The 26,506-nt window shown below is 37.6% G+C and carries 22 protein-coding genes; 4 read left to right on the top strand and 18 right to left on the bottom strand.

Annotated elements, in window-relative coordinates; all coding sequences use genetic code 11:
- The 6 genes from atpA to ACTHJT_RS10485 all read right to left on the bottom strand — a co-directional run.
- Positions 1-1,477, bottom strand: a 1,477-nt coding sequence (atpA, locus tag ACTHJT_RS10510) for a F0F1 ATP synthase subunit alpha (protein ID WP_440237979.1), incomplete at its 3' end; no start/stop codon positions are given.
- Between the two features lie 12 nt (positions 1,478-1,489).
- The gene (gene atpH, locus ACTHJT_RS10505; RefSeq protein WP_440237978.1) at positions 1,490-2,038 is read right to left on the bottom strand and encodes an ATP synthase F1 subunit delta; all 549 of its coding nucleotides are present in this window, start codon (positions 2,036-2,038) and stop codon (positions 1,490-1,492) included.
- Between the two features lie 9 nt (positions 2,039-2,047).
- Positions 2,048-2,551, bottom strand: a complete 504-nt coding sequence (locus tag ACTHJT_RS10500) for a F0F1 ATP synthase subunit B (protein ID WP_440237977.1) — start codon at positions 2,549-2,551, stop codon at positions 2,048-2,050.
- 78 nt (positions 2,552-2,629) lie between these two features.
- On the bottom strand, positions 2,630-2,869 hold the full coding sequence (atpE, locus tag ACTHJT_RS10495; RefSeq protein WP_011583588.1) for an ATP synthase F0 subunit C: 240 nt from the start codon (positions 2,867-2,869) through the stop codon (positions 2,630-2,632).
- 39 nt (positions 2,870-2,908) lie between these two features.
- Positions 2,909-3,976 (bottom strand): F0F1 ATP synthase subunit A, encoded by a 1,068-nt coding sequence (gene atpB / locus ACTHJT_RS10490; protein WP_440237976.1) that lies wholly within the window; start codon positions 3,974-3,976, stop codon positions 2,909-2,911.
- A gap of 380 nt (positions 3,977-4,356) precedes the next feature.
- A complete protein-coding gene (locus tag ACTHJT_RS10485; protein WP_440237975.1) occupies positions 4,357-4,596 on the bottom strand; it encodes an AtpZ/AtpI family protein in 240 nt (79 codons plus the stop codon).
- A 118-nt stretch (positions 4,597-4,714) separates the two neighbouring features.
- Between ACTHJT_RS10485 and ACTHJT_RS10480 the strand changes: the two genes are divergently transcribed.
- From ACTHJT_RS10480 to ACTHJT_RS10465, 4 genes are all read left to right on the top strand, one after another.
- Positions 4,715-7,021 (top strand): tetratricopeptide repeat protein, encoded by a 2,307-nt coding sequence (locus ACTHJT_RS10480; protein ID WP_440237974.1) that lies wholly within the window; start codon positions 4,715-4,717, stop codon positions 7,019-7,021.
- Between the two features lie 34 nt (positions 7,022-7,055).
- Positions 7,056-9,347 carry a penicillin-binding protein 1A gene (locus tag ACTHJT_RS10475; RefSeq protein ID WP_440237973.1) on the top strand — a complete coding sequence of 764 codons (2,292 nt, stop codon included), beginning with the start codon at positions 7,056-7,058 and terminating at the stop codon, positions 9,345-9,347.
- Positions 9,348-9,349: 2 nt separating this feature from the next.
- A complete protein-coding gene (gene uvrC / locus ACTHJT_RS10470; protein WP_440237972.1) occupies positions 9,350-11,164 on the top strand; it encodes an excinuclease ABC subunit UvrC in 1,815 nt (604 codons plus the stop codon).
- 141 nt (positions 11,165-11,305) lie between these two features.
- Complete coding sequence (locus tag ACTHJT_RS10465) at positions 11,306-12,277, top strand: acyltransferase family protein (RefSeq protein WP_440237971.1); 972 nt, start codon at positions 11,306-11,308, stop codon at positions 12,275-12,277.
- A 4-nt stretch (positions 12,278-12,281) separates the two neighbouring features.
- On the opposite strand, the gene ACTHJT_RS10460 is transcribed toward ACTHJT_RS10465, so the two are convergent.
- The 12 genes from ACTHJT_RS10460 to ACTHJT_RS10405 all read right to left on the bottom strand — a co-directional run bounded on the left by ACTHJT_RS10460 (position 12,282) and on the right by ACTHJT_RS10405 (position 26,360).
- Positions 12,282-13,472: a glycosyltransferase family 4 protein gene (locus ACTHJT_RS10460; RefSeq protein ID WP_440237970.1), complete on the bottom strand. Its 1,191-nt coding sequence runs from the start codon at positions 13,470-13,472 to the stop codon at positions 12,282-12,284.
- 32 nt (positions 13,473-13,504) lie between these two features.
- On the bottom strand, positions 13,505-14,815 hold the full coding sequence (locus ACTHJT_RS10455; RefSeq protein WP_440237969.1) for a hypothetical protein: 1,311 nt from the start codon (positions 14,813-14,815) through the stop codon (positions 13,505-13,507).
- 37 nt (positions 14,816-14,852) lie between these two features.
- On the bottom strand, positions 14,853-15,659 hold the full coding sequence (locus ACTHJT_RS10450) for a glycosyltransferase family 2 protein (protein WP_440237968.1): 807 nt from the start codon (positions 15,657-15,659) through the stop codon (positions 14,853-14,855).
- Positions 15,660-15,666: 7 nt separating this feature from the next.
- Complete coding sequence (locus ACTHJT_RS10445; protein WP_440237967.1) at positions 15,667-16,881, bottom strand: oligosaccharide flippase family protein; 1,215 nt, start codon at positions 16,879-16,881, stop codon at positions 15,667-15,669.
- A gap of 182 nt (positions 16,882-17,063) precedes the next feature.
- Positions 17,064-18,218 carry a glycosyltransferase family 4 protein gene (locus ACTHJT_RS10440; protein ID WP_440237966.1) on the bottom strand — a complete coding sequence of 385 codons (1,155 nt, stop codon included), beginning with the start codon at positions 18,216-18,218 and terminating at the stop codon, positions 17,064-17,066.
- Between the two features lie 66 nt (positions 18,219-18,284).
- On the bottom strand, positions 18,285-19,445 hold the full coding sequence (locus tag ACTHJT_RS10435; RefSeq protein WP_440237965.1) for a glycosyltransferase family 4 protein: 1,161 nt from the start codon (positions 19,443-19,445) through the stop codon (positions 18,285-18,287).
- A gap of 37 nt (positions 19,446-19,482) precedes the next feature.
- A complete protein-coding gene (locus tag ACTHJT_RS10430; protein WP_440237964.1) occupies positions 19,483-20,649 on the bottom strand; it encodes a glycosyltransferase family 4 protein in 1,167 nt (388 codons plus the stop codon).
- Positions 20,646-21,797 (bottom strand): glycosyltransferase, encoded by a 1,152-nt coding sequence (locus tag ACTHJT_RS10425; RefSeq protein WP_440237963.1) that lies wholly within the window; start codon positions 21,795-21,797, stop codon positions 20,646-20,648. Before ACTHJT_RS10425 ends, ACTHJT_RS10430 begins: the two co-directional genes overlap by 4 nt.
- 10 nt (positions 21,798-21,807) lie before the next feature.
- Positions 21,808-23,016 carry a glycosyltransferase family 4 protein gene (locus ACTHJT_RS10420; protein WP_440237962.1) on the bottom strand — a complete coding sequence of 403 codons (1,209 nt, stop codon included), beginning with the start codon at positions 23,014-23,016 and terminating at the stop codon, positions 21,808-21,810.
- A gap of 4 nt (positions 23,017-23,020) precedes the next feature.
- Complete coding sequence (locus ACTHJT_RS10415; protein WP_440237961.1) at positions 23,021-23,737, bottom strand: polysaccharide deacetylase family protein; 717 nt, start codon at positions 23,735-23,737, stop codon at positions 23,021-23,023.
- A 21-nt stretch (positions 23,738-23,758) separates the two neighbouring features.
- On the bottom strand, positions 23,759-24,976 hold the full coding sequence (locus tag ACTHJT_RS10410; protein ID WP_440237960.1) for a hypothetical protein: 1,218 nt from the start codon (positions 24,974-24,976) through the stop codon (positions 23,759-23,761).
- 16 nt (positions 24,977-24,992) lie between these two features.
- Positions 24,993-26,360 (bottom strand): lipopolysaccharide biosynthesis protein, encoded by a 1,368-nt coding sequence (locus tag ACTHJT_RS10405; protein ID WP_440237959.1) that lies wholly within the window; start codon positions 26,358-26,360, stop codon positions 24,993-24,995.
- Positions 26,361-26,506 lie beyond the last annotated feature (146 nt).

The raw sequence follows: 26,506 nt of genomic DNA, 5'->3' as shown, positions 1-26,506 counted from the left end.
ATGAAGTTCTCAATACGGTTAAATATTCTTTTTCGAAATCACGAACTTTATTTACCGCTACGCTATCCATGTAACCGTTTGTAGAAACATAGATTGTTGCTACCTGCTCTTCAACAGATACAGGAGAGAATGCAGGTTGTTTCAATATTTCAAGGTTTCTTCTGCCACGCTCAATCGTAAGTTTAGTAGAAGCATCCAGGTCAGAACCGAATTTAGCAAACGCTTCCAACTCTCTGAATTGTGCCTGGTCCAGCTTCAACGTACCGGCAACTTTTTTCATTGATTTGATTTGCGCGTTACCACCTACACGTGATACCGAGATACCAACGTTAATCGCGGGGCGAACACCTGAGTTAAACAAGTTAATCTCAAGGAAGATCTGACCATCTGTGATAGAGATCACGTTTGTAGGAATATATGCAGAAACGTCGCCTGCTTGTGTTTCAATAATTGGCAAGGCTGTTAATGAACCACCACCTTTTACAACGTTTTTCAAAGATTCAGGAAGATCATTCATTGCTGCTGCAATTGCATCAGACTTGTTGATTTTCGCGGCTCTTTCTAATAAACGGCTGTGCAGGTAGAATACATCACCTGGGTAAGCTTCACGTCCCGGTGGTCTTCTTAGTAAAAGAGAAACCTCACGGTAAGCAACTGCCTGTTTAGATAAATCATCATAAACAACCAATGCCGGACGGCCAGTATCACGAAAGTATTCACCGATCGCCGCACCAGTGAATGGAGCGAAGTATTGCATCGGAGCCGGGTCAGAAGCTGTAGCAGCTACAACAACTGTGTATGCCATTGCACCGTGTTTTTCAAGTGTACCAACAATACCTGCAATTGTAGATGCTTTTTGTCCGCATGCTACATAAATACAGAATACCGGTTCACCTTTATCGTAAAATTCTTTTTGATTGATGATCGCATCTAAGGCTACAGTAGTTTTACCAGTCTGACGGTCACCAATGATCAATTCACGCTGTCCGCGACCGATTGGAATCATTGCATCAATCGCTTTGATACCAGTCTGTAATGGTTCAGTTACCGGCTGACGATAGATAACACCTGGTGCTTTACGCTCCATTGGCATTTTATATAATTCACCAGTGATCGGGCCTTTACCATCGATTGGATTACCAAGTGTATCAACTACACGACCTAACATTCCTTCGCCTACGTTAACGAAAGCGATCTGTTTTGTTCTTTTAACTGTAGAACCTTCTTTGATTGCACTGTACTCACCTAATAAAACGGCACCAACATTGTCTTCTTCAAGGTTCAATACCATTCCTTTTAAGCCACCTTCGAATTCTAATAATTCGCCGGCTTGAGCCTTCGTAAGGCCGTAAATACGAGCAACACCATCACCCACTTGAAGAACTGTACCTACTTCTTCTAACTGAGCTTCGGTTAAGGAGTTTGATAACTGCTGTCTTAATACTGCAGATACCTCATCAGGTCTAACGTCTAGCATATATGATAATACTTAGTAATTTATAACTTGTTCTGTAAACTTATTTTTAATCTTATTCAGCTTTGCTACAACGGATTCATCGATTTGCTGATCATCCATTCTCAATACAAAACCTCCTAATATCTTTTCATCTATCTTCTCAACCAATTCAACTTTCGCTGCTTTGGATGCCATGATTCTTTTGAAGTTCGCACGCTGATCATCTGAGATCGGCTGGGTAGTTGTTACTTCAACAACCTTGATTCCCATTTTCTCGCGATATAGTTTTTGGAATTCTGTTGCTATTTCAAAAACAACAGCTTCTCTGTATTTCTTTGTTAATAGTGAAAGCAATGACATTGTAAATGTATTTACTTTACCATTGAATAATGCTTCCAGTATTGCCTGTTTCTTATCGCCCTGGATAATCGGATTTTTCATCACAGCAGCCAATTGGCTGTTCTGTTTAAAAACAGTTACAACGCCTGCCATGTCAGCATTCACCTGATCCAAAACGCCATTCTCCGCTGCAAGATCAATCAGCGATTTTGCATATCGGTATGCTACTCTCGTTTCTTTCATGATGAATGATTAGTTCAGATTAACTTCTTTAATATATTCGTTTACCAGTTTCTTCTGCTCTTCAGCATTGTTCAACTCTTTACGAAGAATTTTTTCAGCGATTTCAACAGCTAGTGTTGCTGCATAATTTTTAACTTCATTCAAAGCAGCATTTTTTTCAGATTGAATGGAAACTCTTGCTGCTTCCATCAAACGGGTGCCTTCAGTTGTTGCTTTGTTTTTAGCATCTTCCATCATGGTTGTTGCAGCTTTGTGTGCATCTGCCAGGATTTTATCACGCTCTTTTCTCGCTTCAGCCAACAAAGCTTCGTTTGTAGCCTGTAATTTTTCAATATCTGCACGTGCCTTGTCTGCAGCTGATAATGCATCTGTAATTGAATCTTCACGCTCTCTTAAAGCGCTCATGATTGGGCCCCAGGCAAACTTTGACAATAAAAACAAAGTAACCAGGAAGATTACTGTTTGCCAGAAGAATAAACCTAATTCAGGGGTAATGATACTTAATAAAGCCATATATATTATTAGGGATGTGTTTTCAATGAATAAAACATATTCCGAGACCTAATGTCAACGGAATATGTTTTTTTGCAATTACGCCAGAGCGATCAATAGACAAACTACCACACCGAATAAAGCAACACCTTCGATAAGGGCTGCAGCAATCAACATCGCAGTCTGGATTTTTCCACTCTCAGATGGTTGACGTGCAATAGATTCTACTGCGCTGCTACCGATACGACCGATACCTAAACCTGCCGCTAATGCTGCAACACCTGCGCCGATACCAGCACCTGCTAATGCAAGACCATCTAATAAAATTGAATTTAACATAGTTGTATTTATTTATTATTGAATGAAAACAAGAGATAATTAATGTCCGTGGTCATGCTCATCATGTGCATGCTCTTCAACGGCAGAACCGAAGTACATAGCAGCTAATAATGTAAACACGAATGCCTGGATAAGTGCCACAAACAATTCAAGGAATGTCATAAACAAACCGAAACCTACACTTAACGGAGCTATATAGATATTCTTGAACAAGAAGATCAACCCGATAAAGCTTAAGATAATGATGTGACCCGCTGTGATGTTTGCAAACAAACGTATCATTAAAGAAAACGGCTTCGTAATCATACCAATGATTTCAATTGGCATAATGATTACTCTCAATGGTAGTGGTACACCCGGAGTCCATAAAATGTGTTTCCAGTAATATCCGTTACTATTGATTAATGTGATTACAAATACAATAATTGCAAGCATTAAAGTTACTGCGATATTTCCTGTAAGGTTCGCGCCGCCAGGCAATAAGCCCAACAGGTTGTTAAACCATATAAAGAAGAATACTGTTAAAAGGAAAGGCATGAAACGTTCGTATTTCGGGCCAATCATTTTAACTGCAATTTCATCACGAACATAGGTTACGATTGGTTCAAAAAACGACTGAACGCCTGATGGAGCTTTGCCTTTGTTTTTCACATAACCTTTTGCTACAAGTGAAAATACGGTAATCAATATTAGCGCACTTAAAATTAACGAAGCAACATTTTTAGTAATAGAGAAATCATACACTGCAACGGACTTGTCTTCATTACCTGCTGCATCAACTGCATAGATGTGTTCATGGTGTATGCCATAACCATTGTAGTGTGCATTATGTGCAAATCTTGATGACGAGAATATGGATAAACCACCTTTTTGCGCAGAGTAAACAATGATTGGCAATGGAACTGTAGCATGAAACGTTTCAGTATTGAATAAATGCCACTCGTGAGAATCTGCAATGTGGTGCATAATCATTTCTCCCGGGTTAAATACTGTTTCTTCTTCGCCGGTTTCTTCCTCAACAATCTGATCGTGATCTGACGCAAAACCCGCTATTGACGCCACAGACATCAATAAAATAAGTAGTAATTTGTTAATTTTAGTAGCCATTTCTCTTTGAATCGGCGCGCAAGTTACGCAATAAGTGATAAATTTCAAATGAAGCATATAGAATGTAGAGAATAAAAAAATTCGCTACGTAAGTTATCTTATTTCCTGACAGATATACCATACTTAGTAAAATGAAAAACAAAGAGAAAATGAACCTCACAGCCATTGATCCTAAGTAATACGTATGGAATTCTTCCCTGCTTTTTAAGCCTAAATTTGCAATAACGTGAGACAGGATTGAAATAACACCAAAAAAACCCTGGATCGTCCAAAAGTGATTACTTAGAAATTCTGGTTTTACGTACGTAAGCAAGATTGCAATGCCTGATGTCAGGAATAATAAAGATATATAACCAAACAAAAAGTTTGTTAAAATTGAATTATTCGCCTCTTTTTTGCTCATTAAGTATATCTATTATGAATTTAGTAATGCTGCCAATAACACCGAAAAGCATAAAAAAAATCGTATTGTATCTGCCCTTGACTTCAAAATGCCTGTCCAGCCACCAACCGATTGCGCCAAATACCAATATTGTAGCTATCATTTGAAAACCAATAGCAGAAAATTTAAAAAAGCTGCCCGGAGAAGCCTTTCCATTCCCGTTATTTTCCTTTCCCATAACACAAAGTTAATACATTCTTTCCCCGCTGAAAAGCCTTTTTTGAATACAATCTATTTTTATCGAAATCGTTCTAATGTATCTACTAAAACTTCAATGATTTATTATCTTTGATTAAATGAATACACCCAAAAACTTATTTTCAGCTTTCTCAATACCTTTTTATTTACTGCTCATTGCACTTGGGCTGGTATCTGTTTCGTGTTCGCAGGAAAGCAATTCTTTTGTAGCCCGCACCTATCATAATTTACTGGCCCGGGACAACCCGTATTTTCTGGCCCGCGAACGTATGAAAACCGTGGAAACTAAGGTATACGACCTGAAAGAAGATAATTATAACGGCGTCCTGCATCCTATCCCACCTTTTGATACGCTTAAAACAAAAGGTCTTGCTGCTCAACTCGACGATATCATAAAAAAAGCTTCCATTCCTGTACGTCGCCATAAAAACAGTGATTATGTTGATGACAGCTATGTTCTTATCGGGCGCTGCAGAATGTATAAAGGTGAATTTAAAATGGGCATTGAAACATACAAATATGTGAATGCGCATGGAAAAAATGTAAATGATAAAAATGAAGCGCTGATTTATTTAATGCGCGCATACATGGCCGCCAATCAATTCGAAAACGCAAAAACGGTTTCGGACCATTTGGACAAACAAGATCTGACATTGAAAAATAAAACGATCTACAACGTCACCAAGGCCGAATACCTGAGAATATATGAACGTTACGATGAAATGATTCCACTGCTGGAAGAAGTCGCTCATCTGCAAAAGAAGCGTGATATCCGCTCCAGGATGTATTTTATTTTAGGACAGCTTTATCAGCGCGCAGGCAATGATACTGCTGCATATAAAAATTACCACAAGGTGGTAAAATCCAACCCGCCTTATGAGATGCTTTTTATCTCTAAACTGAACCTGTACCAGGTTACCAATATTGAAAAAGAAGGAGCCACCAAAAAGATCAATAAGTATTATACTAAACTTCTGAAAGACCCTAAAAATGAGGAGTACAAAGATAAGATCTATTATGAAATGGCTTTATTCGAATATAAACAGAAGAATTTACCCAAAGCCATCGAACATTTAAAAGCATCTTCCAAAGCAAGCAAAGCAGGTGGTTATCAAAAAGGATTCACGTATTTAAAACTTGCTGAAATTTATTACGAAGACCTTGAAGATTATGAAAATGCAGCTGCTTATTACGACAGCACTGCAACAACCTTTAATAAAAAAGACAAACGTTATCCTCTCATCTCAAAACGTGAAAAAATACTGGATGAATTTGTAAAACAACTTTCCATTATTAAACGCCAGGATAGCTTATTGACTGTTGCAAAAATGGATTCTGTCACGTTGAATAATTTAATAGACTCATTGATTGCAAAGGAACAAGCTGACTACATGGCCAAGCAGCTGGCGTTGAAAAAGAAAAAATTTGATGAAGAAAATGCGCCGCTAACACCCGATCCTAAATTGATCAATAGTGATCCTACAGCCGCAAGCTGGTATTTCTCTAATGCGGCGGCCATACAAAACGGAATCAACGAATTCAATCTTAAATGGGGGCGCAGACCGCTTGAAGATAACTGGCGACGTTCGAAAAAAGAAGCTGTTGTAGATTTTGATAATCCTGGAAGCAAAGATTCGACACAGGCAAAAACAGATCCTGATCCTGATGCACGCAAGGGGAAAAACGATATTGAACCGCTCAAGATTGACCGTTCTAAATATTACGTTGATATTCCTGTTACCGACTCGCAAAAGGTAGCGGCCAACAAGAAGATCGAAGATGCCATGTTCCAGGTTGCATCAATCTATAATCACAAGCTGGAAGAGCCCCGAAGGGCCATAAGAACTTATGAACAGCTGCTCGCCCGTTATCCTGAAACGTTGTATGAACCTGAGATTTTATATAACTTATACTTAATCTGCAAAGAGCTTAATGATCCGAAACAAGAGCAGTATAAAAACCGTTTGTTAGAGAAACATCCGAATTCATTATATGCCAAACTGATCCGTAACCCGAACTACTACAGAGATACGAAGATCGCCAATAAATATGCTGATGTTGAATATAAAGATGTATACAACTTCTTTAAAAATAATCAGTTTGAAGAAGCAGATTCTGCAGCGACTCTATTGCTTGCAAAATATCCTGAAAGTGATGTGGTCGACAAATTGACTTATGTAAAAATCATTTGCCAGTTGAAAACGAAAGGCCCTTCAGAAAAAGTGCTTGCAGACATAGAAACCTTTCCTGATTTATTTCCTGAAAGCCCTTTGGTACCTGTAGTCAAAGATCTTTCAGCGGCAATTAAGAAACAGACCATTCAAAATGAAAAAGATGCTGCAGTTAAAGAAACCGCACCTCCGGACGATCCTGCAAAAACAGAACCCACACCGGCAAAACCGTAAAACGGATTCCGGCAATTATTTATAGAGACAATCAATGATGAAGAAAATTACACGCTTCCTGATCGCGTTTTTTTGGATCAGTTTTATATTGGGAGTTTGCTTTGTATGGGCATGGTTTTACATGGTTACACACAATACGCAAAACTGGTTTGGCTCCATGCCTGAGCTGGAAGCATTGCAGAATCCTAAATCAAACATTTCATCTGAACTCTATACAGCCGATGGTATTATGTTCGGTAAATATTACCGGGAGAACAGAACAAATGTGGCCTATGAAGACCTCTCCCCAAACCTGATTAATGCATTACTGGCAACTGAAGATGTACGTTTTGATAAACATTCAGGAATTGATCTGCAGGGTAGCTTTGCTATTCTCTGGTATTTGATTAAAGGAGACAAAAGGGGTTCCAGTACAATTTCACAACAGCTAGCAAAAAATTTATTCCGTACCCGCGGTGCTAAATACGAAGGCAGCTGGAGCAAGAAAAACAACAAACTGAAACTTGCCATCAATAAAACCAAAGAATGGATTCTGGCCGTTCAGCTTGAACGTGCTTATACAAAAAAAGAAATCATTACCCTGTATTTAAACACTGTGGATTTTGGCAGCAATGCATTTGGCATCGTTACCGCTTCACGTACATTCTTCTCAACTTCACAGGATAGCCTTACAATAAATCAATCTGCAATGCTTGTGGGTTTGTTGAAAGCACCCAGCACCTACAGCCCGGTATATAATCCGGAAAGTGCCCTTATCAGGAGAAATACGGTTCTGGAACAGCTTGCGAAATATAATTTTATCAGCAGTGCACAATTTGCCACACTATCAAAAGAACCTATAGGCTTAAAGTATGAAGTAGAAAACCACAACAAAGGTTCTGCAACATATTTCAGAAGTTACATTACCCGCTATTTATTGAAATGGTGCAGCGACCGGGGGATAGACTTGTACGAAGATGGCATAAAAATATATACTACCATTGACTCCCGTATTCAGGCTTACGCCGAAGCAGCCGTAGCGGAGCATATGAAAACATTGCAGGGAAAGTTTTTTGCTTATTGGAATGGCAAAACGCCATGGCGCGACGAAGAATTTAAAGAACTGCCCTACTTCATTGAAAAAGCTGCAAAGAACACTGACCGCTGGAAAGTGCTTGATAAAGTATATGAAGGCGATACAGTAAAAATGTGGAAAGCTATGAATAAAAAAATCCCGATGCGGGTATTCAGCTGGAAAGGTGAAATTGACACCATGCTGAGTCCGATGGATTCTATTCGTTATTACAAACACTTCCTGCACGCCGGCATGCTCTCCATGGATCCGCACTCGGGCCACATCAAAGCATGGGTTGGCGGTATCGATCACAAGCATTTCAAATACGACCACGTTAAACAGGGATCCAGGCAGCCCGGTTCAACCTTCAAGCCTTTCGTGTATACAGCTGCTGTAGACCTGGGTTATAGCCCCTGTTATGAACTCCCTGACCTCCCGGTGACTTTCCAGACTGAAGATGAAAACGAAACATGGACTCCACAAAACAGCGATGGCGTATATAGTGGTCAGATGTTTTCCATCCGCAAGGCAATGGCAAACTCCATCAACAGCATTACTGCGAACCTGGTAAAAAAAGTAGGTCCGGCAACCGTAGTTGATTATGCCAAACGCATGGGAATTACAACAGATCTGCAACCCGTACCAGCCTTGTGTCTGGGTGTGTTTGACGTTTATCTGTACGACATGGTAGGTGCATACAGCACGTTTGTAAATCACGGTGTATGGACAGAGCCTATTTTTATCACACGCATTGAAGATAAAAACGGAAATGTGCTGCAGGATTTTGTTCCCAAAACACGTGAAGCACTCAGTGAGGAAACCGCTTATTTAATGGTACACATGCTGAAAGGCGCCACGGAAGAGAAGGGTGGTACAGCACTTGGACTGAACAAATACGGGTTATTATGGAACGGGGCTGAGATAGGCGGTAAAACAGGAACTACTCAAAACTATTCGGATGGTTGGTTCATTGGCATTACCACACAATTAACAACCGGCGTTTGGGTTGGTGGCGATGACCGTTGTATCCACTTCAGAAGTATGAACGATGGGCAAGGCGCACGTATGGCCATGCCCATATGGGCAATCTTCATGAACCATTTATATTCCGACCCTAAAACAGGTATTATCAAAGAACGCTTCCCTATGCCTAAGACGCCTTTAAGTGTTGAAATAAACTGCAAAAAACTTAAAGAGGAAGAACAAAATAATACCCCCGGTCTTCCAACAGATCCTAATACAACAAAAGATCCGTCTGAATATGATTTCTAATTATGTTAGACCACGACTCGATACGCGCTCTGTTGAATGTACTCCCCGGGTCACCGGGTGTCTACAGGTTTTATTCAGCCGAAAATGAATTGATCTATGTTGGAAAAGCAAAAAGTCTGCGTAAACGCGTAGCCAATTATTTTACCAACAAAAAAAATCTGGATACAAAAACCCGCAGTATGGTGCGCAAAATCGAGCGCGCAGAATATACACTGGTAAATTCCGAATACGAAGCACTGCTGCTGGAAAACAATCTGATCAAAGAGAACAAACCCAAATACAACGTTCTCTTACGGGATGACAAAACATACCCGTTTATTTGTTTGTCTGCCGCGGATTTCCCAACACTGACAACTACCCGCAAAATAGAAAAAGGAAAGGGCGAATTCTTCGGCCCCTATACCAGCGGCCGGGCCATGCACTCTCTGGTTGAGTCATTACGCAAAACATTTTTCGTGCGTACATGCGATCTCAACTTAACACCTAAGAATATTCAGGCCGGCAAATTCAAGGTTTGCCTGGAATACCATATTGGTAATTGCAAAGGACCTTGTGAAGGGAAGCAAAGTGCTGAAGAATACGACGCCAGCATTGCCCAGATCAGAAACATACTTAGAGGAAATTTCTCTGCCGTAAAAAAATATTACCAGGAGAAGATGCTTCAGGCTGCAACAGAATTACAGTTTGAAAAAGCGCAGTTCCTGAAAGAGCGGTACGAATCTGTACTGGGCCTTGAGAAGAAAAGTTTAATTGTTAATCCGGATATCAATAACCTGGATGTATATACAATTGTAAGGCGCGATAACAGAGCTGCAGTAAATTATATGAGCATACTTCACGGCTCTGTGATTCGCACGCGCACCATTGAACTTAAAACAGTCTTAGACGAAACTGAAGAAGAATTATTGCTGCATGCTCTTTTTACTATCCACGAACAAGGCTGGGATGAAAGCAAAGAAATCATTTGCAATATTGAATTGCCAACCTTACAATCATACTGTAAAGTAAGCGTGCCGCAACGCGGTGATAAAAAACATTTGATTGACCTGTCTCTGAAAAATGCGTGGCATACCTTGACACGTTATGATGAAAATAAAAAAGAGAAGCCTGAATTAAGAATTCTTAAAAAACTCCAGGAAGATCTTTCATTAAAAGAACTGCCTGCTCATATAGAATGCTTTGATAACTCCAACATCCAAGGCACTAATCCTGTAGCTGCAATGGTTTGTTATAAAAACGGCCGCCCGTCAAAAAAAGATTACAGACATTTCAATATTAAAACCGTAACAGGACCGAATGATTTCGCTTCCATGTATGAAATTGTTTACAGACGTTATAAGCGCATGCAGGAAGAAGGCACACCATTCCCTACCCTGATTATTATTGACGGCGGCAAAGGCCAGCTATCTTTCGCCTGCCAGGCATTAAAAGATTTAGGCGTGTACGGACAAATCCCAATCATAAGTATTGCTAAAAATCTGGAAGAATTATTTTTCCCGGGAGATAACGATCCGTTGTATTTAGATAAAAAATCCGAATCATTAAAATTGATCCAGCAGATCCGTGACGATACGCACAACTTCGCAATTACATTCCACCGGCAAAAAAGAAGCAAGGATACTATGCTTAAATCTCAGTTTGAAGAACTGAAAGGCGTTGGACCTGCAACCCGTAAAAAACTTGTGGCACATTTTAAAACTTTCAAAAAAGTAAAGGAGGCCAGCCTCGAAGAACTTACATCTGTAATCGGAATATCAAAAGGCAAATCCCTTTGGGCGACCTTTCAGGCAGAGAAAGATAACCCGGGGAATAAATAGACTGAACTTCTTCTTTTGTTAATTATAGTTTTTGCTTAAATAATTAAATTCAGATTAATTATTTAAATCAAATAAAGCATTCCATGCAACCGGATGCTTTTTTAGATTATCTTTACTGTTATTCGTTTAATATTTTCTGATATGAGTACTACAGCAGCATCCGGCTCAAAACCTGAATTAGATATACTTAAATTTTTTGCCATTATTCTAATTACTAATTCGCACATCAATCATCTCTATCCTATTCACAATATGGGCACCGGTGGCAGTCTGGGCAATACAATTTTTTTCCTGGTCTCTTCCATCGGACTTACATTGAGTTTGAACAAAAAAAACGTTCCCTTCGGAACCTGGTTTTATAAGCGGGCATCACGCACCTACCTGATCACATGGTTTGCAACAATTATCTTTCTGTTAATTGGCTACTATACTATTCAATTAAACTTTACTGACATTTTCGCGCAGTTTATCTATCCTACCGGCTATTGGTTTATTCCGGCAATCACCTTGTTCTATATTCCTACTTATTTCATTATTACAAATTATTCAGAAAAAGTTTTCTTATATACTTCCGTCTTCATTATGCTGGTTTACTTTGTTACATACTTTTCAGTTATGGACATCCACTCCTGGACAGTAGAATCAAAGTCGCTGTTCAAATGGATTTTTTATCTTGAAGTAATGGTGCTGGGTGTATACGTAGCAAACAATTACGAAAAGTATGCATACGCAGGAAAAATGGACATTCTTATTTTCCTTTTACTAACGGTATTCTTCTTTGGTTTTAAATTCGCAACTACCAAATATAATGTGCTTATGCCTTTACAGTTTTTGTTGCAATTAATAACAATACCTTGGGTCATTTATTTTTTAAAAATAACAAGATCACAGGCGATACACCAGGCGCTGACCAACTGGAAGTATTTAAGCTTAACGGTTATTTTTATTTCTTCTATTACATTAGAAATTTACTTGCTCCAAAGTTTCTTCTACAACATGGATTTTGTTAAGAGACAAATCTTCCCGCTCAATCTCATCCTGTTCTCCATCCTGTTGACCCTGGCAGCCTGGGCGCTGTCAAAGGCGTTCGGCCTGATATATTCAAAAAAATAATCGATCAGATCGCATCATATACCTTACGTACGATTTTGCTCCATTCATAATTTTCAGATTTACTCAATGCTTTTTCAGATTCGCTTTTGAGCAAATCCGGATTGTTTGAATATTCAATCAATAGCTCTGAAATAGTCGTCGTAATCTGATCAATGGATTTATTTTCAACAGGTATTACATTCTGCGTTTCTTTGCCGACAAAAACCGGCGGGCCGCCTTTATCCAGACATATAACAGGTAATGCATGGGCCATTGCTTCAATCACTACAAAACCTCCACTATCGTGCAGACTGGGAAATAAAAAAACATGCGCTTTCCTATACTCTTCATATAAATCTTTTTGCGGCAGCTTGCTTATAAACTCAACCTTGCCTGATATATTCAGGTCTGTCGTCAGTTTTACAAGCTGTGCTTTATATTTACCACTACCCACGATTTTAAATCGCATGCCAGGGTTTACCTTCACTGCCTTTGCAAAGCTCTCCAGAGCTATATGAATCCCCTTCCAGTATAGCAATTGTCCTGCGTATAAAACAGTAAACGAAGTATGCTTTTCAACAGAAGCATTTTCGGCTTTACTAATGCCGATGGCTGGCGTGATTGAAGTTTTGCTTTTATATTTTCCCGGAATCTTATCGAAAGTATCACTGGTTGCAGCAAAAATTCTGTATGATGCTGAATAAGCCCGGTTGATGAAAATATTCAACGAGTTGATTGTATTAATACATGTCCGCATGCGTTCCAGCAGCCGCGGCATAAAGGGTAGCGTAACGGTAAGATTCGGTGAAGATTCCTCGCCACCGGCAATAGGGCCGAAAACAAACTTGCCTTTCAGTTTATATAAAAAGATCGGGAACCGGTAAGATACATACGTGATGTGCTGTACAATATCAAACGGTTCTTTAATACACTTTTTAATCATCAGATAAGCGCCGGCCTGCCATAAAGTATAATAAAAATATATACCGGTGATTTTTTTAGCTTTTAAAATAACTGCAGGAAGATCGTAATAAATGAATGTTAGATTTGGAGGAATTGAAGCCGACTCTGTTTCTATAAATTCACGATTATCCTTGCGGGTAAGCACTGTAACTTCATGCCCAAGTTTTGCAATTTCCATTGCCCAGTTCCACCCTACTGCAGGCTCGGAGCCATGATTTGGCCTGCATGCGTAAGCCGATAATAGTACTTTCATTTAATATGATATAATTAACATAAATGCTCTGCTCAGAAATTATTATTCTTACTAACAACATTCAGGCACCTTAATTTTAGAAATGGCGTATAAGTGAATCCGTTTAACGTCAGCCCCTGAAGTGTAATCCGGTTGTTTTCAAGCAATACATTTTTGCAGTCATACAGCGAAATCGCCGACCTGTTTGATTTGACAACAATGCTATTGATTTGTATAGAATTGCCTGAAATAGTAATGTCTGCTGCCGGGTTGGTACCATTGCCCTGTATTTTAATCGCTTCCCGTACATGATAAAAAGCTGTTTTCGCAGAATAAAATTTATTTGCAGAAATCATTACCGAATGCTGATTCCAACCTTTTATTTCAAAAGGAAGCATCAATATACCCAAACTGAAATCGTTGAATATATTATTATTTATTTTCAAATAATTACATTCAGCCCGTATGCCGTAGTTTGCGTTTAATACTGTTCCATTTTTCATCGAGCCTAATGGAATTGCCTGGAAAAATTTATTGCCTTCAATAAAGGTTGTGTCTTTTGAATCCGGAAAAGTTTTGGGTGGTTGCACGATCAAGTGTTCTTCACTGAAATTCCTGGTTTCATTCGATATAATTTCAAGGCCATATGCAATTGCAATCACGAATCCGTCCATCGCACGTTTTGTGTGAGTTAATGCTACATTGCTACCGGTATAGCCGTCCGCTACGTTGTTTACGATTTTAACATGATAACATTGCCCGTTTGCATTGTCTGCCAGCCATATGTATACTGCCGGCGCAGAACTATCCTGCGCATCATCATGCCCGCGCGGGCTGGCAAATACATTATTGTAAATAAACAAGCCCTTTACGCCCTGCGCAGATATGGCTGTACTAAAACCTTCAAACCTGCAGTTCCTTACAGTAAAATTGATAATCAAATTTTCATTTGTGCCCAACAATTGCAACGCATTTGTTTGCTCCAATGTTATCGCATGCGTATTCTCAAAAAAAATATTTTCGATCGAAACATTCAGATTGTTATTAAAGATGTATAGCAAACAGCCTTTGGGCTGGGATGTTGTTATTTTAGTGCCAGCTTCTCCATATATACGAATCGTCTTCACACCAGGCTGGTCCATCAGCAAGATTTTATTGTAAGGCGAACCAAACTGTTCGCATTTATATGTGCCGGCAGGAATAAATAAATCTTCGCCTATAAGTAATGCCCTGGCAATAGCAAGGTTCAGATAAGGGGCATCTTCTTGTATACCGTCGCCTTTGGCACCTACAGACTTTGCATCAAGTGCAACAGCTATCAGATGCAAAAGAAACAATCCAGACAACAATGAATATCGTTTCATAATCGTGTTATGTTTGGTTATGGGTTAACACATACAATCACTTTTTTATATTCTTATTATCCTGCTCGATCTGCCATAAATTGGCCCATACATTAAATCGGTAATTTGCATACAGCACGCAAAGTATAAGGCCGTTTACGCCATCCAGCATGGCACGTTGATATAGATATTTTTTCAGAAACGTTTTCGTAGGATCCCACAGCAATTTGTAGACACTGAATGTATCTCCATCCGCGAACATTTGCTTTGCCTCTATGAAGGCATACTTTGCATTTGTCTTTGCAACAAACTTCTCTATGGATGGATAAGCATCATGCCAGATAAAATATTTATCCCCGATGGAAATCATTTTTTTCGACGCAGGTTTCAAATGAATAAATCCTTTGAAGATTTTCATATTCTCTTCAGTAAAATTATTCATGTACAAATCCTTTTTAAAAAACAAAGGACTGCTTTCCAGGTAAAAACCTCCGCGCTTTATGTAATTGGCAAAATAGAAGTATAGCTTTCCAATCGCGATCAGGTCTGCATCTGAATTCGCAACAAGTTCTTTTAATTTCACGCTTAACTCTTCTGTAATATATTCGTCGGCATCCAGTACTAGAATCCAATCTCCGGTGGCATTCGAAATAGCATAATACCTTGCAGGTTCTACGAAGCCTACCCTTTCGTGATAAATAACTTTTGCCCCCAGACTGCTTGCAATGTTAACGGTATTATCGTCGCTATACATATCACACACAACGATCTCATCTGCAAACGTCAATACACTTTCAACACACTTTTTAATATGTGCCTCTTCGTTGAACGTATTAATAACAACTGATATTTTTACGTTTTTCATACTGCTATCAATAAACTTTATAATTATTCTTTCTAAGAATGATCAACGACACTACAACAATTGTCAATTCAATCATATACAATGACGCACATGTTCCATATGCATTAAAAACAGGCACCAGGCTCATACTTATGACTATATTCATAACAAACCCGATTGAATTGATCTTCAGGAAATGCTTATCCATTTTAAGATTCAGCATAACCTGATAGCACAATATATTTACCAGGGTTGATATAATTAATAGGGGTGCCAGCGTTTGCAGGATTGCAACAGAGCTCGCAAATTTATCTCCGTATAAAATATCAATGATCAGCCTGGATGCAGCAATCAAACACCCGGAAACAACCGCTACAGCAAGTAGTATTTTAGGAATTAACTTCTTAACTGTATGTAAACCGATTTCCGTTGATTCTTTAAATTTAGTTGCAAGGTGCGGATACAAAACCTGCGAAATGGGAAATAACGACAGGCTTGCGATCACCGAATACACCTTCATAGACGCTGTATAATAACCAACCGTTTCATAGCTGGTCAGATATCCCAGCAGCACAATGGTTGAGGTTGTATTGAAGTTAACAATTACTATTGATATAAATAATAGAAAGTTCGATTTTATTTTACTGATACTTTCCTTAACCGGCAACCACTTGAAATTGATTGTAAACTTCATATGGGCGTAAATGAGCGTAGCTATGGCAGTCAAAAATATCGTCAAGCCATTAATTAACTGGTATAAATTATAATCCGAAGCTTCTTGAATGAACAGGAAAATAAAACCCATAGATGCAACCCTGAATATCAAGTTTGTGATGGTAAAAACAGTAAGTTTCTGCATCCCCTGAAACAGCCAGGGCGAATAAAAAATCGCACTGATAACAGATGTGTATGAAACATAATATAGAAATATATGACTTGAATATTTTTCAGACGATAGAATAATAACAAAGTACAAAAGGCTGGACACTGTGAACAATAAAATTTTACTGTTTATGACCTCATTGAAAATTACACTTACTTTTTCCTTGTCTTCCCTAACTACTGATATTTCACGGGTTGCAGCGTAATCAAATCCATAATTAATGATTAAGGTAAAATACGTCAGGAAAGATGTAGCGAAGTTTACCAGTCCCAAATTTTCAGGGCCTAATACGCGGCTTACATAGGGAATAACAAACAGCGGAAATAATAAATTTATAGATTGAATTGCTGCTAACGACAAAAACTGTTTGGATAGCTTATGACTTATTAAGTCAATAACCCCTTTCGAAGATAATACTGTCTTATATTTATTAATTAAGGTTTTGATTCCCACAAAAAACTTTTGTTAAATAATTTATTTACTTTTCAGCATGCCATGTTCATTCCCGGCACTCTTATTTATGAAGCTGCAGTGCCAGCCGGTTATTTCTGTAGAAACGCATTATATATTTCAAGAATGCTTTTCAAATTCTTTTCAGGAGTGAATGAATTCTTATAGCTCTCAAATGCATTCTGTCTTAATTTCACTTTATCTTCAACAGAATCTAAAGCATCAATTGCCTGGTTAAGGCCGGCTGTGTTGGATGGGTCAAACAAGAACCCATTATATCCATCCTTTATGAGTTCTGTAACTCCGCCCATTTTAGCGCCTACGACAGGGGTTCCATGCGCGAAGGCTTCCACAATGGTACGCCCAAATGGCTCGTGCCATTTAGAGGGAAAAATCAATGCTTTCGCTTTGGATATTATTTTATAAGAATCCTTTAATGGTAGTTTCCCCAGATATTCAATATTTGAATACATCTTACTGGCTTGAACTACTTCTTGCTTTAATGGACCATCACCAATAATCAGTAATTTCTTTTTATTTTTTTGAAAAGCATCCAGTAAAATGTCAATCCCCTTTTCCGTAGATATGCGTCCTAAATAAACAAAGCAATCTTCAGGCTCATACACCGGGGGCAAATCCGTAACAACAAAGTTATATTTGACATGAAGCTTGTCTGCCTTGAAGCCGCCTTTTTTTAATTGGTTTTTTACAAATTCACTAATGCAAATATAACCGTCAACCTTAGCATCCCATGTATTCAGCATGTTATGTACCGCAAGCATGCCTACGGTTACACTTGTTGCACCCAAGCTTTCTCTGTAACATTTTTTCATCAGCGCCGGATATGGAATCGTTTTCCCAACGCATTGTTCGCAGACTGCGCCATGAACGTACATCAATCCATTCGGACATATTAAGCGGTAATTTCTTACCGTCATAATTATTTTTGTTCCTGCTTTTTTTGCTGCATAAAATATACTGGGAGAAAATAATGGAAAGAAATTCTGCACATGAATAATGTCATATTGATTCTCCTTTATTTTTTCCAGTAATAATTGATGATACTTTTTTGACCATACAGTATTTATTGCAAGACCAATCTTATTTTCATCTTCTATGCTGTCATTTGTAATGATCAATGTTTCCAGATCCAGCCCGCTATCTTTCAACAAAGCAGCCTCTGCATTGGTGGAAACATCTTCCCCTCCCATAATCTTGTATCTGTTATGTATCATCAAAACTTTCATACAAATGCCTTTTTCATAATTATATAAAGTTTAAACCGGGGATTTATAAGTTGGAGTGTTTCTTTATTAAGAAGTTAACACTTTATTATAAATTTCCATAACAGAATCGTAATTCATATTGGAGGTAAATTTTTCCTGATATGAATTGAACGCACCCCGACGCATCAATTCTGCATTTCCGAAGTTTTCAAATTTCGTGATGGCACTCTGCAGACCTGTTGCTTGATAAGGATCAAACAAAAAGCCATTGACATCATTCTGAATCAATTCGCTGATACCGCCCAATGCAGAACCAATTACAGGTGTGCCGTGTGCAAAAGCCTCAGCGATTGTTCTTCCAAAGGGTTCATCTGATTGTGAAGGCGCAATCAATGCTTTCGCTTTAGCTATCCTTTTATAGGTTTCTTCCAATGGCAACTCTCCGGCAAATGTGATGTTGGCATTTCTCCGGGCAAACGAATCAGCCATTTCGTTTAAAGGACCGTCGCCCACAATCATCAGCTTTTTCTTATTTTCTTCAAACGTCTTTAATAATAAAGGAAGCCCTTTTTGATCAGATGTTCTGCCAACAAAAATATAATAGTCTTCAGGAGTAAATTCAGGGGGCACAGAACTCGCAACAAAATTATATTTTACATACAGCTTGTCCGAATCAAAACCACTTTTAATTAGTTGTTGTTTAACAAATTCACTGATGCATATATAGCCATCTACTTTATTACCCCAGGTGTTTAAAATGTTATGAATGCCCAACATGCCAACTATCGCAGTGGTAGCACCAACACTACCCCGATAACATTTTTTCATTATGGCAGGATACGGAATTGTCTTGCCAACACAATCCCTGCATATCTCTCCATTTATATACATCAAGCCATTCGGACAAATCAATCTGTAATTACGGATCGTCATAATAATTTTTGTCCCTGTCTTCTTTGCTGCATAAAATATGCTTGGCGAAAACAATGGAAAAAAATTCTGTACATGAATAATGTCATATTTATTTTCTTTTATCTTATCAAGTAGTAGTTGATGATACTTCCTGGACCAGATTGTATTAATTGCCAGATCGATTTTATTCTCATCTTCAATACTATCATTTGTAATGATCCATGTGTCTATATCTATTCCACCGGCTTTTAACATTTCTGCCTCAACGTTGGTAGACACATCTTCCCCGCCAGTGATCTTATATCTATTATGTATCATCAAAACTTTCACAGACATTCCGGGGTTATATTAAAATAGTGCATTCATAACAGGACTAAGACTCATCAGCAGACAATACATGATTATATATTTCCATGATCCGGTCATAATTATAATCAGATGTGAATTTTTTCTGATATGAATCAAATGCATTTTTTCTCATTGCATTCGGTTCAGTAGTATTTTCAAATCTGGATATGGCATTTAACAAATCGGAATCCTTGTAAGGATCAAACAGAAATCCATTAATACCTTCCTGAATCAATTCACTGATACCACCCAGGTCAGAACCTATTACTGGAGTACCATGCGCAAATGCCTCTGCTATTGTCCTGCCAAAGGGCTCGTGTGATTGCGATGGCAAAATCAATGCCTTTGCACCAGCGATCTTTTTATACGTTTCTTCAAGAGACAACTTTCCTACATAATGTATATTGCCATTCCGCCCGGCATACTCTTCAACCAGATTATTCAGAGGCCCGTCGCCAACAATCACAAGTGGTTTGTCACTGTTCGCAAAAGTCTTCAGCAGTAATGGAAGACCCTTCTGATCTGAAGTACGCCCAACAAAAATATAATAATCTCCTGAAACAAAATGTGGTTCGACAATACTTGAAACAAAGTTGTGTTTAACATGCAACTGTTCGCTTTTAAAGCCGACATCCGATAGTTGCTTCTTTAAAAAATCTGAAATACAGATAATACCATCAATCTTGTTTTTCCAGGTCTGTATAGTATTATGAACACTTAGCATTGCTACTGTTGCAGCTGTTGCAGAAAAACTTCCCCGATAACACTTTTTAAAAAGTGCAGGATAAGGAATCGTCTTTCCAACACAGGCCGAACAGATTTCATTATTTATATACATCAGTGCATTAGGGCATATCAGCCGATAATTATGCGCGGTCATGATAACCTTCGCACCCGCCCTTCTCGCGGCATAAAATATACTCGGAGAAAGTAAGGGAAAAAAATTATGTACATGAACGATATCGAATTTTTCTTTTTTTATTTTATCAAGCAGTTCTTTATAATATTTTTTAGACCATACCGTATCCAGTGCTAAACGAAGATTGTTTATATCATCATCAATGGAATCATTGGAAACATGGTACAGCTCTACCTCGTTACCATGCTTTCGAAGCAATTCAACCTCCTCTAAAGTTTGAATATCTTCTCCTCCTAAAATCTTATACTTATTATGTATAATCAATATTTTCATATACGAAGCTGCAAGAGAGTTTTGAAAAATGTTTCAGGAGAATATGTTTCAAAAAACCGTTGAAAATTTTCTGAAGGAAAATCCTTATCAAGGATCTCAATCAATGCTTTCGAAATTTCCGTTTCACTTTTAGGATCACAGGTAATTCCTAAACTATTCTTTTCGATTAGTTCTTTCAACAAACCTACGTTAGCGCCTATAACCTTTTTGTTATGTAAGGCTGCGCGCCCCAGTAATCCGCTTGATCCGTAAAAGTCTTTATAGATCAACAGGCATACAGTTGCGCTATGGAAATAATTATCCATTTCTTCATCTGTGACAAAACCAGACTTTATCGTGATTTTTTTATCTGCATGGATGCCCGGCAGGTTACTTACAAGTTCATGAAGGTATGTCAAATAAGATTGTTCTGCATGCCCAACAATCAGCAATTCAGCTTTTGTAGTAAAATTCGTTGCTGCAAATGCTTTCACAATCGTGGTTATATTTTTACGCTCATTCATTGAACCAAAAATCAAAAACTTAACAACCCCATCTTCTTCATATGATTTAAGCGAAGACGGATATGAGAAAATCGGATCCTGTAAAAACTTAAACTGATTTGTGTTGTGAAATTTATTCAGAAATTTTACGCCTTCTTCATCATTCAATATAAATACATTCTCAACATTTTTTTTAGATATAAGAAATTTCTCAGCAATAATCTTTTTAATCCGCTGAATACGGCTGGCAAGTTTAGATTTAAATGTATCAGAAGAATGCATGATCCGGTGATGTGGCCTGAACAAAACTCCTGAAAGCTTGAATGAAAAGGCAGTCCTGAATATTGGAAACTGATATTGATCCAGATCCATGAAAATTAAATGATCTGCATGAAGTTCATTGGCAATCGTTACAGCTTTTTTGAAAAGACTGATTTTCTCCTTCATGCTTATATTGCTCCAGCAATTATCGTCCAGAAAATGCACATCTTCTTTTAGTATATCAGGAAAGCTCAGGAAATGTTTCGCCTCTTCATTGTATAAAAATGAATATTTTCGATCTGTGCTGCCTTTGAGCTTAGCAATGTCATTAATGATATACTGGTTGTATCCAATATAATGGCCTTTTTTTTGAATATTTAAATCGCAAATTAAATAGTGTGTCATAATATGCTGCCTATAATATTTCTTTTACAAAATGCTCAATTCTTTTACTCCATAATTGTTGCTGCCCGATTTTGTAGGCATTCAACGAATACTGATGATATTGTTCAGGATCAGATATTACGGTTCGAATACCTGCTGCAAGTTTTTGTGCATAGTTTGTTTCATTCCATTTAACAGCAACCCGCACTCCGGCTGTTGCTGGCACCTGTTCTTTCATACCCTGATGTTCCAGAGTTACAACGGGCATACTGTACGCCATGCATTCAAAGACCTGCATCGGGCATGAATCAATTAAACTTGGAAACAACAAAAGATGAGACTTTGTAAAGATATCCTTCAATGTATCATAAGGCACTTTGCCGGTAAATGTCGTCTTCGATTGAAGATTATACATTGAAATTAATTCCTGGGATTTACGCATTAACGGACCGTCTCCAACAATAAAGAAATGAAAGTCCATATTGGCAGGCAATGCAGCTACAGCTTCAATGGCAAGATTAAGCCCTTTCCTGGAAATAAGGCTTCCAATCCATAAAATATGAATGGTTCCTTCCGGCTTTCTTTTAATAAAATTGATATTGAAATTTTCCGGTAATCCGGCATCAAACATACGAATCAGATTCGAAGAAGAATACCTTCTTACAATAGATGCGGCAATGTCATTCGAAACCAGTATTCGATCCGCACTATTGATAGTAGCTGAGACCGTTGGATTAATAAGAGATAAAAATCCGGCGATCTTATATTTTACAGCTTCCAGATAATAATTTCGCCCGAGATATTTTTTTAATGATTTATCGGGTAATTTACCTCCACCCAATGGTCCTATAACAAGTTTCAGCTTTGTATTATATACAGGCGTGCCAAATTTAATAGAGCTGAAAGTGACGTGGTGGACATGATCAAATTCGTATTTAGAAATTAATCGCGTTACAGTCTTCCGTGCTTTAATCAGCCATAAATAGTAATGCAGGTATTCTCCTGCAACAGGGATTTTTTTTGTATTGCGGGCGAGTCTGTAACCTGAAAAATGGAATGTCAAATTCGTGAATTTATTTTCCCTGCAAAACTTTTCAATCTGCGCTACATATCGATCAGATGTTACACAGTGTATTGTGTAACCATTCTGAATGTAACCCATCAGCCAGCTCCATCCATTTCCAGGTTCAGATCCTCTGTTTGGGCAACACGTATACGCAGAAATTAAAACTGTTTTCAAAAGATTAACTTTTATATTGTAATAAGCCTTCATTGCTTACATAAGCAATCTCCGGCAAATTAGATATTGCTTCAAACAACTCTTCCAATTCACTCCATAAATTAAATTCTTCTATTTCCCATGAATGGCCCCATAAATGGAAACACCCGCCATGTAATTGTATATATTCTAAATAATATTCAAGGGTTTTCCGTAATGACCCCGAGCTGCCTGACTTTAGATATAAAAGCAAAGATTGTATTTTAAACCGTTTCGCCAGATGCCTGTAATACGTAAATGAAGAATGGTTGTAAACCTGCATGGTAGTGGGTATTACATAGGCCTTGGGATCAAACCAGGGATTCAACAACTCTGTTGTACGTATGATTTTAAAACCAGTATTATATGCATACGCTGTCGCCGGCTGATTGATAACTCCACCTGGAAAACAGAATGACTGGGGTTGCTTTCCTAATAAATCTGCCAGCCATAAATAACATCCTTCAATTTCTGCTTTAAATATTTTTTCTGAAGTAGTATTCATCCGGGTGTGATTCATGGTATGTCCGCCGATCTCGAATCTTTTTGACAATTCAATTACTTCTTTCTCATTCATCACCGCATGCTCATCATTCGCTGCAGGTATATAAAACGTAGCTGCCAGATTATACTTATCCAGTAAATCCGCCAGGCGAAAATCCTTTATATGTCCGTCATCCCAACTTGTTGTAATCAATTTCATATTTCTATGGCTGCAATTATATCATTGAGATGTTTCTTGAAGCGATGGTGCATCCTGCTCTTGTTTCATCAGTCTGAGTGAATAACCCGCTAAAAGGAATATAAGTGAATATTGAAAACTGAAATACGGATTATTTTCTATAAACATCAATAACAGTTCTGTAAAAAGAAATGTAGAAATGAAAAGTACCATCCTATTATTACCATTCCAGAAAATACCTTTTATAAATGCATAGAATATTGGAGCTATATATAAGAAGTACCAGAAGAATCCTCCTTTAAGCAAAAGCTGTAGAAAGCCTACTTCCACGGAAAATCTTTCATAATGATCTGCGTATGTTTGAAAATGAATCAGGATCATTAAAAAGTATTCACTGAAATACGTTCCAAGAAACCCTTTTCCAAAAATAAATTCGCTGCCTTGCAGATCACCAAATACTTCGGTCCATAAGAAACCTCTGGTATCTACGTCGTCAAAACTTTTTACACCAATAATATCTTTGAACAAAAATAAAATGTCTCCCAGATTTGCAATAAAATGATACAAACAAAAACAAGCGACTAATATCACAATCACTTTTAAAAAATTCATTTTCTTACAAATACTGAATGCAATGTATAATCCAACGAACAAAAGAATTCTCATGGCAATGATCCTGTAATCAGACAAATTGCTGAAATATAGTCCGCCAATCAATAATCCCCAGCAGAATACGACATAACGCTTAAGATAGAGGGAGATAAAGAAAAACGGAATAAATGCATTTGCACAAACGTAGCCTTGATAATATTTCACCTTGCCGAATACAGGCAATAATAAAACCAATACAAATACAAATAATACTACCTGAAGAGCCTTGTAAATCGGCATGATATCTTCCATATTTGCGCCAATAACAAATAGAAAAATAGACCCTACCGACAAAAGACTATACGGGTTATTTAGCAGCGTCACCCAATTCAAATTCGGGTTCATCAGATCTTTAATGAGCAAGGACGATATGAAAACGAATAAAACAGGCACATAGAAATGATAAAAAACAGGCATTTTAAATGAATTGACACCTGAAACACTAACCGTGTAGACATTGAAAATTTCATACATGGCATAATATATGAATATAGAGAACAATACTCTTTTATACAGATACAGCGTTGGATCATCATAAAAGAAGTTTGCCACAAAGATCAGGAACAAAATCTTTGCGGAAGTATCTTTTAAAAATGAAAACTGTTTCATAAAACGATATAAAGATTTATTGCCAGATTTTTTTGCTGCTATTTGAATTCATAATAACAGCGTATTGGATTCTCCATAATATAAAACCTATTACTACCCAAAATATATTGAGGAGCAGAATACCTGTTAAGCCCAGCTTTAAATACTTCGCCAAAACATATGCCAGCGGTACTTGCAGTACAATTGTTACCGCACTATAAACAGCTTGTAAATTGACCCTGCCTACGCCATTGATAAATGAGACATAGGACTCTTTAAATGTACCGATGCCCACAAAAATCATCAGGAGTAAATTTACTTCAAAGGGGATTTTAATGTCATCGCCAATCCAGTAAAAATATATCTGGTCACTTAATAAGAACATTAATACCAGAGGAACACAAAGAGCGAAATTCAGTTTATTGCTTTTTGATACTGCAGATCTTATCCAATTGTAATCTTTTAAGGTATACGCATCTGTATAAGCCGGCCACAAAGGTATCATGATCATATATTGGAATATTGTAATGATACTGAATAATCTATAAGCAATGTTATAATAGGTTACATTTTGATTATCTACCAGGTGCGCTATTAATATATTGTTTGACATTAGTATAGCGATCACCGAAATTTCAATAATGAAAAATTTTGCACTTACACCAAAAACATTTTTAAAATGCCTTTTTGAAGCGAACGCCATTTTCGGCTGAATGTCTTTAAAGACGCCTAAATACAAGACCAGTGTGGCAATCATCAAAACCAGCGGGTAAGTGAAACTTAATATACAACACAAGAAAACGAACTTACTGCTGAACATGTTTCCCATAAGCATTATACATATAAGTGCTATCAGATTGCCGGCAACTTGTATGCTGCTTAATACAAAATGTTTCTGCTTGGATTTTAATACATGATTGATCGGTTTAAGTAAAAAAGAGAAACAAAAGGAAACATACATCAAATGGATAGCTGTGCGAAGTTCTGTCTTATCGATAGTTGTATTAAAAACTATATTCCAGTCAATAAAATTACTTGCTATAAAAAAGATAATACTGAGAGGTAATATCATTACTGCCAGAAAGAAATAAGTTGTTGATAGATAAATCCTGGCAGACTGTATGTCATTTTTAGCAAAAGATTCAGTAAGCTTATTGGTTAATCCGCTGGACAATCCGAAATCAAATAAATTAAACCAAACAATTACTGAAGATAATGTCAACCATACACCATACGTGCTTGCTTCAGTATATTTTAATGAAACGGGAATTAGTGTAAGCGTAATGGCCATGCTAATTGCCTTAACAAAAAAAGAACCCAGTAAATTAATCAAAAGTCTCTTACTTCTTTCCTGTTTGGCAAGTTTATCAATCTGTATACCTATCAACTGAAGGAAATAAGTCATCTTGTGTTATAATTGTTTAAAATAAATCTTACTCCCATTTTTTTAAAATGGCAAAACAGCAATTCTTGTCTACATTTAAAAATATTGCGGATTGATATAAGCTCGCTTGCAATTTGCTTTAATCAATTTTCTTTTATCGTTACGTA

This window comes from Cytophaga sp., from assembly GCF_051961495.1.
Taxonomy (GTDB): Bacteria; Bacteroidota; Bacteroidia; order Cytophagales; family Cytophagaceae; genus Cytophaga.
This window is presented reverse-complemented; position numbering and strand designations above follow the sequence as displayed.